Source organism: Pseudorhodobacter sp., from assembly GCF_034675685.1.
Lineage (GTDB): Bacteria > Pseudomonadota > Alphaproteobacteria > Rhodobacterales > Rhodobacteraceae > Pseudorhodobacter.
In genome coordinates this window covers 197985-213412 of the sequence record NZ_JAUCDA010000016.1, presented here as the reverse complement: position 1 = coordinate 213412, position 15428 = coordinate 197985, and the positions used below count along the sequence as shown (strand labels likewise).

13 protein-coding genes and 1 pseudogene are annotated in these 15428 nt (G+C 60.9%); 3 read left to right on the top strand and 11 right to left on the bottom strand.

Annotation, left to right across the window (positions count from 1 at the left end; all coding sequences use genetic code 11):
* Entirely contained in the window at positions 1-609 is a 609-nt protein-coding gene (locus VDP61_RS12425; RefSeq protein ID WP_323007540.1) for a TetR/AcrR family transcriptional regulator, read from the bottom strand.
* A gap of 90 nt (positions 610-699) precedes the next feature.
* Here VDP61_RS12425 and VDP61_RS12420 point away from each other — a divergent pair, with 90 nt between their 5' ends.
* The 3 genes from VDP61_RS12420 to VDP61_RS12410 are packed head-to-tail and all read left to right on the top strand — an operon-like array spanning position 700 to position 3793.
* The gene (locus VDP61_RS12420) at positions 700-1908 is read left to right on the top strand and encodes an efflux RND transporter periplasmic adaptor subunit (protein WP_323007195.1); all 1209 of its coding nucleotides are present in this window, start codon (positions 700-702) and stop codon (positions 1906-1908) included.
* Positions 1905-3080 (top strand): ABC transporter permease DevC, encoded by a 1176-nt coding sequence (devC, locus tag VDP61_RS12415; RefSeq protein ID WP_323007194.1) that lies wholly within the window; start codon positions 1905-1907, stop codon positions 3078-3080. Before VDP61_RS12420 ends, devC begins: the two co-directional genes overlap by 4 nt.
* Positions 3080-3793 carry an ATP-binding cassette domain-containing protein gene (locus VDP61_RS12410; RefSeq protein ID WP_323007193.1) on the top strand — a complete coding sequence of 238 codons (714 nt, stop codon included), beginning with the start codon at positions 3080-3082 and terminating at the stop codon, positions 3791-3793. The genes devC and VDP61_RS12410 overlap by 1 nt, the downstream gene beginning before the upstream one ends.
* Before the next feature lie 75 nt (positions 3794-3868).
* Here the strand turns inward: VDP61_RS12410 and VDP61_RS12405 are convergent, their stop codons facing one another.
* The 10 genes and pseudogenes from VDP61_RS12405 to VDP61_RS12360 all read right to left on the bottom strand — a co-directional run bounded on the left by VDP61_RS12405 (position 3869) and on the right by VDP61_RS12360 (position 15359).
* Positions 3869-5035: an MFS transporter gene (locus VDP61_RS12405; protein ID WP_323007192.1), complete on the bottom strand. Its 1167-nt coding sequence runs from the start codon at positions 5033-5035 to the stop codon at positions 3869-3871.
* A 130-nt stretch (positions 5036-5165) separates the two neighbouring features.
* Entirely contained in the window at positions 5166-6401 is a 1236-nt protein-coding gene (locus tag VDP61_RS12400) for an MFS transporter (RefSeq protein ID WP_323007191.1), read from the bottom strand.
* 107 nt (positions 6402-6508) lie between these two features.
* Entirely contained in the window at positions 6509-8407 is a 1899-nt protein-coding gene (locus VDP61_RS12395) for a beta-galactosidase (protein WP_323007190.1), read from the bottom strand.
* On the bottom strand, positions 8404-9270 hold the full coding sequence (locus VDP61_RS12390) for an SMP-30/gluconolactonase/LRE family protein (RefSeq protein ID WP_323007189.1): 867 nt from the start codon (positions 9268-9270) through the stop codon (positions 8404-8406). The genes VDP61_RS12395 and VDP61_RS12390 overlap by 4 nt, the downstream gene beginning before the upstream one ends.
* Positions 9249-9854, bottom strand: coding sequence for a 2-dehydro-3-deoxy-6-phosphogalactonate aldolase (locus VDP61_RS12385; protein ID WP_323007188.1), 606 nt, complete (start codon positions 9852-9854; stop codon positions 9249-9251). The genes VDP61_RS12390 and VDP61_RS12385 overlap by 22 nt, the downstream gene beginning before the upstream one ends.
* Positions 9851-10769, bottom strand: a pseudogene (locus tag VDP61_RS12380) (2-dehydro-3-deoxygalactonokinase). The gene VDP61_RS12385 and the pseudogene VDP61_RS12380 overlap by 4 nt, the downstream one beginning before the upstream one ends.
* Positions 10766-11530, bottom strand: coding sequence for an SDR family oxidoreductase (locus tag VDP61_RS12375; protein ID WP_323007187.1), 765 nt, complete (start codon positions 11528-11530; stop codon positions 10766-10768). Before VDP61_RS12375 ends, VDP61_RS12380 begins: the two are co-directional and overlap by 4 nt.
* A gap of 17 nt (positions 11531-11547) precedes the next feature.
* Positions 11548-13626 (bottom strand): alpha-galactosidase, encoded by a 2079-nt coding sequence (locus VDP61_RS12370; RefSeq protein WP_323007186.1) that lies wholly within the window; start codon positions 13624-13626, stop codon positions 11548-11550.
* Positions 13623-14468, bottom strand: coding sequence for a carbohydrate ABC transporter permease (locus tag VDP61_RS12365; RefSeq protein ID WP_323007185.1), 846 nt, complete (start codon positions 14466-14468; stop codon positions 13623-13625). Before VDP61_RS12365 ends, VDP61_RS12370 begins: the two co-directional genes overlap by 4 nt.
* Positions 14469-14471: 3 nt before the next feature.
* Positions 14472-15359, bottom strand: coding sequence for a sugar ABC transporter permease (locus VDP61_RS12360; RefSeq protein WP_323007184.1), 888 nt, complete (start codon positions 15357-15359; stop codon positions 14472-14474).
* Between the last annotated feature and the right edge of the window lie 69 nt (positions 15360-15428).

Here is a 15428-nt window from a genome sequence, read left to right as displayed (position 1 = left end):
TTAGGCCCGCAGGCCCAGCAAGATCAGCGAGAGATGCGAGCGGATGAATTTTTCGCGCGCATCGGCAGAGAGTTCGCCAAAGATCAGGCCAAAGACAATCGTGAAAACAGCGGGCGCGATGACCACTTTCAGGTCAAGCGCCTGCACTTCAGGCCGCACCTCGCCGCGGGCGATACCTTTGGCGACAAGCTCGGCCAAAAGCCCCTCTATTGCGCCAAGCATCCTGCTGCGGAAAAATGCAGACAGCGCTGGAAAGCGCCCACCTTCGGCGACAAGCACGCGGATCAAGACAGCCGCGTCGGTCGCAGCGATACTGTCGTAATAATTGCGCAATACGCGTTCCAGCATTTGGTCGAACGGCATTTCAATCGACATAAGCTCATGGGCGCGCGCAACCATGCCCCCCATGCGGTCCATCACTGCCGCCTCAAAAATCGCGTCTTTGGTATCGAAGTAAAGGTACACCGTGGGGCGCGCAATGCCGGCACGGGCGGCGATACCGCCCATACTGCTGCCAGCAAAGCCGTTTTCACCAAACTCGGCAAGGGCTGCCGTCAGGATTTCGCCGGGGCGGGCATCTTTGCGGCGTTGGCGCTTGGGTTCGCTCATTGACAAGACTGGCCTCCGTGGTTCCCGCCCTTGCGTTTCTCGAAATTACTGACATACATGTCAGTAGGTGTCGAGGCCGAAGGAACCCAAATGACCAAAGACGTCCAAGCCCCAAAACCTGACCTGCCATTGCTTGACAATGGGCTGCCCGCCCCAACGCCCACAGCTAGGCGCCGCCCAACCCTGTTGATTGTGCCTGTGCTGATGGCCGTGCTGTTTTTGGGTGCGGTGATTGGCATGTATTTCCAGCCCCCGGGTCTGCGGATGTTCTTCGGGGTGACCGGGCTGCAACCGGGCGCGGGAAGCGATACGCCGATTGCCGTGGCAATCCAAAAGATAAAGGCACAAGAGGTCGTGGCCCTGATCAGCGAAGGCGATGTTGTGGCACTGGGCCGGGTGATCCCCAAGGGGAATGTGGTCAGCGTGGCCACACCTTCGGGCGCCGGCGATGCGCGGATTGCGGAAATCCGGGTGCGCGCGGGGGATGAGGTTGCTGCGGGCGATGTGCTGGCCGTGCTCGACAATTTGACGGCGCTGCAAAACGGCGTGGCCACGGCGCGGGCCACAATTGCGGTACGAGAGGCCAATCTGGCGCAGACCACCGCCACAATCCGCGCCAGCATGGAAGAAGCGCAGGCGGCATTGGACCGGGCCGAGGCCACGGCAAAGGTGGCGCAGTCGGATATGGAGCGAATCACATCCTTGTTTTCGCGCGGAATTTCGACACGGGCCGAGCTTGACAAAGCCGTTGCCCGCGCCGCCGAGGCGGGGCGCGACGTGGAACGCAACATCGCCACCCTGTCGCGCTTCAAAACCGCAGACTCGACCCAAGCCGATGTGGCCGTGGCCGAGGCCAACCTTGCCGCCGCGCGCGTCGATCTGACACGCGCCGAGCATGACCTGGAACGTGCCTATGTGCGGGCACCAAGTACGGGCACAGTGCTGGCTGTCAACGCGCGGGCAGGCGAACGGCCGGGCCTGGGCGGGCTCATTGACCTTGGCGACACGTCGCAGATGACGGTTGAGGCCGAAGTCTATCAGACTTTGATCGGGCGGGTAGCGATTGGCGACCCGGTGACGGTTTCCGCCGAGGCCTTGGCGCAAGAGCTTAGCGGCATCGTAACCGCCATCGGGCTGGAGATCGGGCGGCAGTCGATCACCTCGAATGACCCGGCGGCCAATACCGATGCGCGGGTCGTTGATGTGATTGTGACGCTGGATGCAGCCTCATCTGCCTTGGCGCGCGGGTTTACCAATCTGGAAACCATCGTGCGCATTGATGCGGGCCGAACCGAATGAACAGGCTGCTGACATGGCTGTTCGGGCGCTTGCCGATTGGCTGGCTGCAATTGTCGCACAGCCGCACGCGGTTGATTGCGGCGGTGGCGGGCGTGGCCTTTGCCAACCTGTTGGTGTTCATGCAACTGGGCATTATGGGCGCGCTGAACAATTCGACCATGGCCCCCTATGGGCTATTGAACGCCGATATCATCATTTCATCGCAAGAGGGTAACACCCTGACCGACAGTGGCAGCGTGGCGCGCGCCTATATGTTTCAGGCGCTTGGCGTGCCGGGGGTGGTGGCAGGAACGCCGCTGTTCATTGGCAACCTGCCGTTGACCTTGCAAGACGGCAGTTCGATTGCCCTGCTGGCCTTTGGCATCGAGGTGGCCCAAACCGGGTTTGTTGCCCCCAGCATCGCGCCAGATCTGGCCCGGCTGGCGATTGAAAACACCGTGTTGCTGGACAAGAACACCCGCGGCATGCCGAAAGGGGCGCTGGACAGCCTGTCGTCGGGCGGGCGCTATGCCTTTGAGGCAAATGGCAAAACCCTGAATGCAATTGGCACTTTGGCCGTGGGTGGCGGTTTTTTGGCTGATGGCATGATGGTAACATCAGACCAAACCTTCTTGCGGTTCTTCCAATCGCGCAGCTCTGGCGCGCCTGACCATATTTTGCTGCGCGTGGCCGATGGCCTGTCGCCCGACACCATCGTTGAACGCTTGCGCGCAGTACTGCCTGCGGCCAGCGTCAAGGTGCAGACGGCAGCGGGGGCCAAGGCGTCGGACCTGTCCTTCATGGCCGTCGAGCGGCCCACCGGCATCATCTTTGGCTTTGGCGTTTTCATGGGCGTCTTGGTGGGGCTGGTCATTGTATATCAGGTGCTATCGACTGATGTGGCCGACCATTTGCGCGAATATGCAACCTTCAAGGCGATGGGCTATGCCCACCCGTTCTTCCTTGGCATCGTGTTTGAAGAGGCGCTGATCCTGGCTGTGTTCGGGTTTATTCCCGGCCTGATTGTCTCAATGGGGCTGTATACGGCGCTGGTTGCGGTGACGGGCCTGCCGGTAACCATGGTGGCCAGCCGTGCGGTGCTGGTCTTTGTCGGTACGCTTGCGGCTTGCGCCTTGTCAGGGGCTGTTGCGACGCGGCGACTGGCCGCAGCAGACCCGGCGGACCTGTTCTGATGGGCGGCGGCACGATCATCCGCCCGGCGGCTGCGCCGATTGTCGCGCAGGGGGTGAACCATTATTTCGGTCTGGGCGAGGCGCGCAAACAGGCGATCTGGGATCTGAACCTGACGATCAAACGCGGTACACTGACGATTTTGATGGGCCCGTCCGGGTCGGGCAAGACCACGGTGCTGACGCTGATGGGCTGTTTGCGCAATGTGCAAGAAGGCAGCGTCAGCCTGTTGGGCCACGAACTGCGCGGCGCCACCGAGGCGCAATTGGTGCTGTTGCGCCGCCGTCTGGGATTTATCTTTCAGGCGCATAACCTGCATGAAAGCCTGACGGCGATGCAAAATGTGTTGATGGGCCTGCAGGTGCATGGGCCGGGGGATGCGGCCAAGCAACAGGCGGCTGCGCGGCATATGTTGGGCTTGCTGGGTCTGGCTGACCGGGTGGATTACCTGCCCGGCAACCTGTCGGGCGGCCAAAAGCAACGCGTGGCCGTAGCGCGTGCGCTGGTCGCGAACCCCGAGGTTATCTTCGCGGATGAGCCAAGTGCAGCCCTGGACAAGGATTCGGGGCGGGTGGTGGTTGAAATGCTGAAAACGCTGGGCCAAACCCGCAACACGACCACGGTGATGGTAACGCATGACAACCGGATCATGGATCTTGCCGACCGGATCATCACGCTTGAGGAGGGCCGTGTGGTCAAGGATACCGCCCCCTGAAACCTTCCGGTTGCACCCTTGGCGGCGGTGCGGCATCCACGACGCAGGCAAGGCGCAGCACTGGCCCTGCCGCCGTCAATCCACACGATCTTGCGCAAACAGATAAATCGCCAGGCCCAAAATCATCGCGACTGAAAAGAACCCGAAAATCGCCACATAGCCCGCTTCAGCACTGACAGCCGAGGCCTTCAAATGCCCGGTATAAAGCTGCGCCAAGCCAGTCGCCCCAATCCCGAAAAGGTTCATCAATGTCACCCCCCGCCCTACCAGATGTGGTGGGAAAAAGGCCCGGCCATGGGCCATGACCATCGGAAAAGATGCCCCGAAAAACCCAATGCCCGCCAGCAAAACCGTAGCAAACACGACCCCCTGCCCAGGCATCGCCCATAGGGCCACCAGCCCCGCCGCTACAATGGCATTCCCCCCGAAAATCAACCACTTTCGGGTACCGAATACCCGATCCAGCGGGCCATAGGCAAAGTTTCCCAAAACCATGGCCCCCCCCATCGCCAGCGTCACCCGCCCGATTCCGCCGGCATCCAGCCCGTAAATATCGGCCATATAGGGCCCAACCCAAAGCCCCCGCAACGCGCCCACTGGCAAGTAATTCACCGCCATGATCGGCAAGATCAGCCAAAGCGCCGGGATACGCAGCATATCCAAAACCGAACCGCGCGGGCCAGAAGGCAACGGCTTTGGGTCACGCACCAGCACGCCAATCGCCACCGCGACCAGCAGGCTCATCACCGCCAGGGCCCACAAGCTGCCGCGCCATCCTAGCATCTCTACCGCAAAAGCCAGTGGCAATGAACTGGCGATATTGCCAAGCGACCCGATCCCGATCACAACCCCCGCCATGGTGCCAAAAACCGCCGGCGAGAATTCGCGCGCGAAAATATAGTAACTTGCCATCAATACCGGTGAACAGCCCAGGCCAATCAATGCCATCGCCAGCTTCACCTCCAGCCCTGTTTCGGCCAGCGCAAACAAGGCCGCCCCCCCGGCCCCCCCAATGCCAAACAGCACGGCGGCCGTCAAACGCGGGCCAATCCGGTCCAACGCCGCGCCAACGGGAATCTGCATGGCCGCAAAAGCAAGAAACCACAGGCCAGAGGCATCCGCCAGGTCATCGGCGGTCACACCCAGATCGGTCGTTAAAACCGGGCTCATCACCGCCAGAAAGGCACGATAAAACTGGCTCAGCACATAAGCCACAACCAGACTGACAATTCCCGCTTTCATCGCCCCACCCTTATCATCTTGGCACAAACACCTGAACCCTGCCGCAACCCCAGGAAAGCCGCCGCAAGATCACGGCGTGGCAACGCCAATCATGGGGGTTCGATGCCCCCTTGATTGGCCCCCCCCCCCTTTACGCGGCCGCCAAAACCAACCGTTTCTCTTTGATCGGCAAATGCACCAGCGCCGAAAAGGCGCCGATCCCTACCCCAAGCCACCACACAAGCGTATAATCCCCCGTCAGGTCATACATCTTGCCGCCCAGCCAAACCCCAAGAAATGACCCGACCTGATGGCTGAAAAACACGAATCCATAGAGCGTCCCCATATAGCGCAACCCGTAAAGATGCGCGACAAGGCCAGAGGTCAGCGGCACAGTTGCCAGCCACAAAGCCCCCATCACAAGCGAAAACACCAGCACCGTCACCGGCGTCATCGGCAACAAGATAAACGTCGCCGCCGCTATGGTGCGCCCCGCATAGATCGCTGCCAACAGGTATTTCTTGGAATAGCGTTTGCCCAACCAACCCGCATAAATCGCGCCCGCGATATTGGCCATGCCAATCACTGAAATCGCAATCGCCCCAAGCGCCGAGGTGCTGGAAATGCCCAGCGCCGCCAGATAGCCGGTCTGATTGATCGGCCCGCACATCTCGGCGATAAACGCTGGAAAATGCGCGGTAATGAACCCCAGTTGATACCCGCACGAGAAGAAGCCAAGAAAAATCATCGTGTAGCTTGGGTCTTTGAATGCCCGTTTCAACACCGCGCCAAGGCTTTCTTGCAGCTCTGCCTTGGTTGCAGTAATCGGCGCACGCAAAAATGGCAGCGCGAACAACACGGTCAGGATGATGCAGGCAAAGATCAAGAACACCGTCTGCCAGCTATAGCTTTGCAACAAAAACTCGGCGGTTGGTGCGCCGAACACCTGCCCCGCCGACCCGGCTGCGGTGGCGATACCCAGCGAAAGGCTACGGTTTTCATCCGAGGTTGCGCGGCCCACAATCGCCAGTATCACGCCAAAGCCGGTGCCGGCGATACCAAAGCCCACCAAAATCTCCAGCAGCCAGTGCTGCCCCGGCGTGACCGCCATCGACGACAGCACCAATCCGGCCGAATACAGCAGCGCCCCCGCGACAATCGCGCGGCGGTCACCAAAGCGTTCGGCCAATGCGCCAAAGATCGGCTGCCCCAGCCCCCAGGCAAGGTTCTGGATCGCAATCGCCATCGAAAAATCGGCCCGCATCCAGCCGAACTCGGCCGCAATCGGAATTTGAAACACGCCAAAGCTGGCACGGATTGCAAAGTTCACCAGCAATATCGCGCAACCCGCGATCAAGACTGGCGTGAACAGGGCAGATTTGGTCATGCGGCCTCCGGGGGATCAAGCCCGAAAGCTTTGCTATGAGGGGTGCGCGTGGTCAATCGCTGAATTGTGTGGGGTGCAATGCCGAATTGCGATGGGGCCACCCCTTCTTAACCGATCTTCTCCCACACCACCCCAGCGGGCGGTATGCTGCGGCCCTCATGCGCCACGGCCTCGGCTCCGTAGTTGAACCAGAACCGATGCGCGCCCGATTGGCGGCAGCGCAACCCATTGGGCAGTGGCGTGGTGTCGATGCCCTGAGCCGCGCAAAGCCGGGTCAGGATGCGCGCCAGCGCGGGTTCATCCGGCAAGCCTGCCAGATAATGCAGCCCGTCAACCGCCACCAGCGCGGGCCAGCCATCGGTGGTGTACTCAACCACCCTTGCACTGCCTTCCAGCTTTTCACGCCACAGCGTGAAGCTGCCGCCCATGGCCAGCGGCACTGGCAAGTCTGGCGGCAGGGTTTCAACCCGGGCAACCACGCAATCCAGCCGCGGCAGGTTGGGCGGCAAGGGCGTGGGAATACTGAAATCGGCGGTTTTGGAATTGGTACGGGGGCCGATAAGCGCGGCCCCTTCATATGCGGCAAAGGCGGCCAGCACTGCAGGCGGCAGGGTGGCAATCGCCGGGGCCAGCACTAATTTATAGGCGGCAAGCGCCGCAGTGTCAGGGGGCAAAATATCCACCGACAGCCCCAGACGGCGCAGGCCTTGGTAAAAGCCGAACACCACGTTGAAATAATCAAAGCCGCGCCCCTGGGGCTGTGTGGCCCAGGCCCAGGCCGACATATAGTCAAAGATCAGCGCGACGGGGGCGGCGGTTTCTTGTACTTCGGGCATATCGGCCAATTCGCGGGCAACTTCGGCGGCGGCGTGATAGGCGGGGGCGGGTTGGCTATCGGGGCGCAGCATGCCGGCATGCATTTGTTCTTGCGCAAACGGGGCCTGACGCCAGCGGAAATAACACACCGCCTCGGCCCCATGGGCAAACGCCTCCCACGCCCACAGCCGGGCCATGCCGGGCAACGGGTCGGGGTTGTAGGGGGCCCAGTTCACCGGGCCGGGCTGCTGCTCCATCACCCACCAGCGGCCCCTACCGACAGAACGGTAAAGATCGTGGTGGAAGGCTTGAAAATCCGGGTCGCCTTGGCGCGAGAAGGCGCGCTTATGGCCAGGACTGGCTGCGATGCGGTCCGACAGAAAGCCAAGCGGGTAACTATCCCATGTGGCGATATCAAGGTCTGCGCCGGTCGCGAAATGGTCGAAATCCACCACAGCGCCCATGTAGTTGTGGGAAATGGGGGCGGCGGAATGGCGGCGGATGATATCGGTTTGCAAACGGTTGAAGCTGGCGACCTGATCCGAGGAAAAGCGGCGAAAATCCATCACATGTGCCGGATTCGCCTCGGTCACGGTCAGGTTCGGCAAGCCGACCTCGGCAAAACCGGCGTAGTCCATCGACCAGAACACATTGCCCCAAGCACGGTTCAGGGCGTCAGGCGACTGGTATTTCTGCGCCAGCCAATCCCGAAAGGCATCGCGGGCGGCATCAGAATAGCTGATCGTGGTATCATGGCAGCCATATTCGTTATCGGTTTGCCAGGCAGCCACCTTTTGGCCGTAGCGTTTGGCCAGATCAAGGGTGATGCGGGCGCAATCGGCACGGTAACCCGAATGGCTGAAGCAATAGTGGCGGCGCGACCCAAAGCCGCGCTTGTGGCCCTGTGCATCCAGCGCCAGCATGTCGGGGTGACGGTCCAGCATCCAGCGCGGCGGCGTGGCGGTAGGGGTGCCCAACACCACTTTCAGGCCATGGGCCGTCAGCACCTCAATCGCGCGGTCAAGCCAGCCCCAGTCATAAGTGCCGGGGGTTGGCTCTATCCGGCTCCACGCAAATTCACCAATCCGCACCCAAGTCAGACCAATCTCTGCCATGCGGGCGGCATCTTCGGCCCATTGGGGTTCGGGCCAATGTTCGGGGTAATAGCAGGTGCCCAGCGTGCGCTTCATAAGATGACCTGTGGTTCGGGGCGGCCCTCGCCCGCATCGGCAAGGGTAAAGACCTTGCCCGCATCGGGATAATCCGCAAGGGCGGCGGCAGTCATGCCTTGCGTCGCCGTGGTCGCAAAAAGCGTGCTGCCGGCAAAGGCGGGGCAGGTCACATGCGGCGCAGCAAGCGTGATGGCATGACGCGGCTTGCCCTGCGGATCATAAACCGCAATCTGCCCGGCCCCCCAAAGCGCTATCCACAGATTGCCTCGCGCATCGGTGACTGCACCGTCGGGGTTCAGGCCCTTGGCGCGAAAATCCATGAACGGGGTGGGTGCGGCATCGGGCCAGCCCTGCGCATCCAGTGACACACGGTTGAGGATTTGCGTGGCAGTATCGGTAAAATAGGCGGTGCGGCCATCCGGCGCGAAACAAATCGCGTTGGGGATGGTCAGGTCTGGAAACAGCAGGCGCAATTCACCTTTGTAAAACCTGTAGATAGCCCCTGCCCCGACCTCGGCCGCCTTTCCCATCGTGCCAATCCAAAATCCCCCCATCGGATCAGCGCGGCCATCATTGGACCTAGTGACGGGGTTATCCGCCTCTAGCAGCACCAGCGTTTCACACGCGCAGGTCGTCAGGTTGAAACTGGACAGCGCGGTTTCTGACGCAAGCAGCAGCGTGTCACGGTCTATCCAGGCCCCGGCCGAAACCATTTCGTCAAAATCCCAGTCTTGTGGGCCATCGGGTGTTTGGCTTTGCATCTGCTTGCCCAGAATATCAAACCAGAACAGCCTTTCGCGCTGCGGGTGCCAAAAAACCCCTTCGCCCAGGCGACAAACGCGGGTGTCAAAGACCTGCATCATGCTGCCACCGCGTCCCATGCCGCAACCAGCGCCTTGGCGCGGGTGGTGACCTCGGCCACAGTCAGGCCGGGGGCATAAAGCGCCGAGCCGATGCCGAACCCATCCGCCCCCGCGCGGCGCCACGCGGCAAAGTTTGATGCCCCTGCCCCGCCAACGGCATAGACCAGCGCCTCGGGGGGCAGGACGGCGCGCATCGCCTTTACCCCGTCCGGCCCGATGATCGAGGCCGGAAAAATCTTTAACCCTGTTGCGCCCGCAGCCAGTGCGGCAAAACATTCTGTTGGCGTCAGCGCCCCCGGCCAGCTTTGCATCCCTGCCGCCAAAGTGGCGCGGATAACCGCTGTATCGGTGTTGGGTGACACCACCAGCCTGCCGCCCGCACCGGCGACTTGCGCAACCTGATCGACGGTCAGCACCGTTCCCGCCCCGATCAACGCGACATCGCCAAATTCGCGTGCCATCGCCGCGATGGACGTAAACGGGTCAGGTGAATTCAGCGGCACCTCGATCGTGGTCAGGCCCGCGTCAATCAGGGCCGCCGCAATTGGCAACGCCTCAGCCGGGGTCAACCCGCGCAGAATGGCAATCAGGGGGCGGGTCATAGCGCACCTTTCAATTTGGAGAGCCCGGCGAGCGTGCAATCTACGGCAGACAAAACAGACGCGGTGACGCCTTGTTGCGCAAGGGCATGGGCATAATGGCGGCAAAGTTCGGGCGCACCGATCAGCGTCACGGGCTGGCCCAACCAATAGGGTTTGGCGGCGGCCAGTTCCATCCCGATCAGCAAGCCTGACAGGCGGCTGCGGGCAGCGATGGGCGAAAGGTTGGCAATCAACCCCTCGGCCCGCAGCGAAAACAACCGCGCGCCCAGTTTTTCGGGGGCGCGAAAGCGCATCTGACAAGGCGGCGTTGAATGCCCCCTCGTCCAGGCCCTCGGCGGCGATACTGTGGCGCAAAACCGACTGTTTGGACAGCAATGAAAACAGCTCACCCGTCAGGAAGGTTTGAAAACTGACCACCTCACCCGCACTGACATGCGCCCATTTGGAATGGGTGCCGGGCAGGCAGATCACGCCGTCAAAGCCAGGGTCAAGCGCCAAGGCGCCCGCAATCTGGGTTTCTTCGCCGCGCATTACATCGGCGGGGGCGGTTTGCAACAGGCCGGGGGCGATGTGAACCGTGATCCGCCGATCTATAGTCGGTACGCGGGTCAGCGCCGCGGCATCAACCGGGGCACAGGGAACGGCGCGGTATTTCGCCTCGGCCCAGCCTTGACGAGAACCGACCATACCGCAGGCAATGACCGGTGTGATCGCGGCGCCAGTCAGCCACGGGCCGATAAGGGCCAGAAGGGCCGGCTCAAACTGCTGCCTTGTCAGGCCGCCCATACCGTCGCCGTTGCAGGCATTGGCCAGCGGGCCGCCTGCGCCCATGGCCGTTGCGCGCAGATGGCTTGTGCCCCAGTCAACGGCGATCCAGTCGGGTGCCTGGGCAAGGGGTTCGGCGGGCTGGTTCATCCTGTCACCGCCACGCCGCCGTCAATGACCAGCGCCTGGCCTGTCATCATCTTGGCACCGTCAGAGGCGAGAAACAGCACACCGCCGACAATATCTTCGGGGGCCAGCGTCTCTTGCAGACATTGCCGTGCAACATGCGCCGCCAACCCTTCGGGCGTGACCCACAGGTCTTTTTGCTTTTGGGTCAGCACCCAGCCGGGGGCCAGCGCGTTGACACGGATACGGTCCGGCCCAAATTCGCGCGCAAGGCTGCGCGACAGGCCGTTGATTGCGGAATTGGCGGCGGTATAAAGCGGATAGCCCGCATTCCCCATCATATAGCTGATGGATGAGAAGTTGATGATAGCGCCGCCACCCGCCGCCTTCATCCCCGCCACCACCGCTTGCGCGGCAAAGAAATAGGCTTTCAGGTTGATGTCCATCATCCATGTGAAAAAATCTTCGGTCACTTCGGCGGTCGTGTGACGTTTGTCATTGGCCGCGTTGTTGACCAGCGTGGTGATAGGGCCATGCGCCGCGGCAGCCTGCGCGATGGCCGTTTGCAGCGCAGGAATATCGGTGATGTCGCATTGGATGAAAAGCGGGCGATTGCCGGTGGCCTTTTCCATCCCCTCAACAAACTCACTTGCATCGGAGCGCTGAACAAAGGCGACTTTTGCCCCTTGGCGCAGGAACCCTTCGGTCAGCGCGGCACCGATGCCCGATCCGCCGCCGGTGATGAACACGGATGCGCCATTAAGGTCGGGATAGGTTGCGGTCATGGCCTGCGTCCTTCTTGTCAAAGGCGGGTGCCCTCCAGCACCCACATGGTTTCGGGGAAATGCCATGGCAAGGTTACGCCATGCCCCATCAGATAAGCCCCCGACACATCCAGCGGCCCCCGTTTCAGCGCAGGGCTGCCGCGTGACAGGCCCGGTGCTGCGCTGCGGTTGATCAGATCAATACGGTAGGTTGTCATCGGCTCCAACCCCGTCAATCGCAGCGGGCGCGGTGAAATCTGGGCCGAGGTGGCGGCCTTGGCTGCGAAGGTGACAAAGCGGCTGCCGCCCTGGGCCAGTTGCAGTTCGGCAATCACCGCCGGGTCGGCGCTGTCCAGCCGCAAGATATCGGCGTGCATCAGCCAATCACGGTTGCCTTTCCACCAGCGCGTCACATCTGCAAGCACTTTTGCCTCATGCTCGGTCAGCTCTCGTGGGTCCATCTCAAACCCCATATGCCGTTGTGCCGCAACCCAGGCGCGCATCGAAATATCAATCGTGCGGCCAGAGGTGTGGCAATGGCGCGGGCCGACATGCGAGCCGGTGACAGACCCCGGCAAAAACAGCGCCGCGTCATGCTGAATGCGCAACCGTTCCAGCGCGTCATTGCTGTCGGACAACCAGACCCGCTGCGTGCGTTGCAGAATGCCAAAATCAATCCGCCCGCCGCCCGATGCACAGCTTTCAATCTCTACCTGCGGGAAATCGGCGCGCAAACGGTCAATCAGCGCATAGCTGCCGCTGGTTTGCGCCGCATCGGGCATCGGCAAAACGCGGTTATGATCCCATTTGATATATTCAACCGCATGGTCAGACAGGATCGCAGCAATCCGGGCGTAAAGATGGTCGCGCACATCGCCGCGCGCCAGGTTCAAAACCAATTGCTGGCGGCCGCGCATCTGATCCATCGGGCCAAGCACCCAGTCGGGATGGGCGCGAAACAGGTCAGAGTTCTCATTGACCATTTCCGGCTCGAACCAAAGGCCAAATGTCATGCCCAGCGCGTGGACATGGTTGATCAACGGCCCCAGCCCCTCGGGGTATTTGCGTGCATCAACCTGCCAATCGCCAAGGCTTGACGTGTCATCATCCCGCCGCCCGAACCAGCCATCATCCAGCACAAAGCGTTCCGCCCCAAGAGAGGCGGCACGGGTGGCGATATCTTGCAGGTCGGGCAGTTTGTGGTCGAAATACACCGCCTCCCAACAGTTGTAATGCACGGGGCGGGTGCGGTTGGGCTGATGAATGATCCGGTCACGGGCATGGCGCTGAAACGCAACGGCGCAACCGTTCAGGCCGGTGTTGGAATAGGCAAGATATAGCGGCGCTGTCTGAAACTGCGTGCCGGGGGTGGTTTGGCTGCCTGTGGCATGGCCGAACTGCACCTGCCGACGGCCATCGGGCAATTCCTCGGCCAGCATCCGGTGCCCACCCGACCAGCCATAGTGAAAGCCGTAAGCCTCGCCTTGCGTGTTGGTGGTGCCGCGCGCGGGGATGATGAGGCCGGGGAAATGTTCGTGCCCACTGCGGCCTGTGCGGCTTTCACGGGCGCGTAGCCCTGCGGACCATGGCGTGCGGATCAATTGAAACTCGCCGCACCAGCGCCCCGCCACATCAATCAGCTCATCCGACAGGTGCGGGGCGGGCAGGACCGGGGCCGCCAGCCAGTGCAAATGCACCGGGCGATCGGCGTTCAGCGTGGTTTCACAGGTGATAACATGGGTTTCCAGATCGGGTTTGAAACGGAAAGTCAGGCCGATGCCGGTCGCCGCATCGCGGTACACCAAGTGCAGGCCGCTATCCTTCTCTCGGGTCTCGGCAAAGCTGAAGCGGGGCTGCAGCGGCGTTCCGCCACCATCACGCAAAACCAACCCCGGCTGGCCAGGAAAGCTGCGCGCGGCCTCGGGGCAAAGCGACAGGCCGGGGGTTTCGTCCAGCATCCCCCCCGTCACATCCAGCGCATGCGCGGCCACCAAGGTTTCAAGGTTTTCCCCGCCCGGCAGGGCCGCGCCCCAATAGACACATTCCGGCAAGCTGCCCCCACGCGCGGCCAGCACCAGCGTTTGCCGGCCATCATCAAGACGCCAGTGGTGGGTCACTTTACCGCCCCCAATGTCAGCCCGGCGATGAAGTGCTTTTGCATCAGGAAGAACATCAAAACGGGGGGAAGTGCCGCCAGAATCGACCCGGCAGAAACCAGATGCCAGGCCGCAACCCATTGCCCGTTCAGCGACGACAGGCCCGCCGTGATTGGCTGGGTTTCCTTGGTGGTCGTCAACACGGTGGCCCAGAAAAAGTCGTTCCAGATGAAGGTGAAAATCAGCACCGACAGCGCCGCGATGGCGGGTTTCATCAGGGGCAGGACGATGTACCAAAAGATACGTATTTCCGAAACCCCCTCGACCCTTGCGGCCTCTATCAATTCAAACGGCAGGGCCTTGATGAAATTGCGCATGAACAATGTGCAAAACCCGGTTTGAAAGGCAATGTGAAACATCGCAAGCCCGGTCCAGGAATTGTACATGCCCAGTTGCAACGTCAGGTCGCGCACCGGGACCATCAAGATTTGAAACGGCACGAAATTACCCGCGACGAACAGGAAAAACACCAAAAGATTAGACCGGAAACGGTAAACCCCCAGCGCAAACCCCGTCATGCAAGACAGGGTGATAGCCCCGATCACAGTAGGAATTGTGACCTTTAACGAGTTGATCATATAGCTGCCAAGGTCGCTGTCACGAAACACCGAAACATAGTTTTCAAAGGCGATATAGCTGGGCAAGCCAAAGTAATTGCCCTGCGCAAGATCAGATGCGGGGCGCAGAGATGTTACCGCAACCCCGATCAGCGGCAACAGCCACAAGAAAAGCGCCACCGGCAAGGCGATGGTGTAGAGGTGCTGGGTAGCGCGGCTGGTTTGCTCTATTGGGCGTGGAAACATGGCTTAACGCTCCGTCTCGTCGCGCCACATCTTCCAGATGAAGCCCGAAATGAAAACCATCATGATCGCAAACAGCACGACTGCGATGGCCGCGCCATAGCCCATACGGAACCCGTATTCGCTAAGCGCCTGTTCATACATGTAAAAAGACAGAACGCGGCTGGTACCATAGGGGCCGCCGTCGGTCATGATCGACACCAGATCAAAGCTGCGCAACGCGCCGATAACCGTGACGACCACCGCGATAAAAGTGGCCGGACGCAACTGCGGCAAGATCACATACCACAGCATTTTCAGCCCCTTGGCACCATCCAGCCGTGCCGCCTCGACCTGATCCGGGGCAATGTTGTTCAACCCGGTGATATAAAGGATCATCACATAGGCAATCTGCGGCCACAGACCCGCAGCGATGATACCATAGGTCACATAATCCTCATCCGCCAAAATCGCCACGCCATTGCCGGTGATCACTTCGATCAGCTTGTAAAACAGGCCAAAATTCGGGGCATAGAACCATGAAAACATCAGGCCGACGACGACTTGAGAGATGACAAAGGGAAAGAAGAACAGCGATTTGTAGATGCGAATACCGCGCACCGTCTGGTTCAGGAAAATCGCGATAAACAATCCCGCCGGGACTGACAGCATATACAGCACCAGCCAGATAACGTTGTTTTTCAGTGACGTATAAAACGCCTCATCATCCAGCAACTCCACATAGTTGTCGGTGCCGATATAGACCGCCTTGCCCAGCCCGTCCCAATCATAAAATGAAATCGAAAGGGATTGAAAAATCGGGATGATGACGTAAATCAGAAACATGATCGCGCCGGGGGCAAGAAACAGCCACGGCGCGATGCGCAATTGGTTTCGTTTCCAGTAGCTGGACATGGCGACAGGCCCCTTCACAATGCAATCAGATCGTATAAAAACAGGCCCCGCGCCTGAACACGGGGCCAA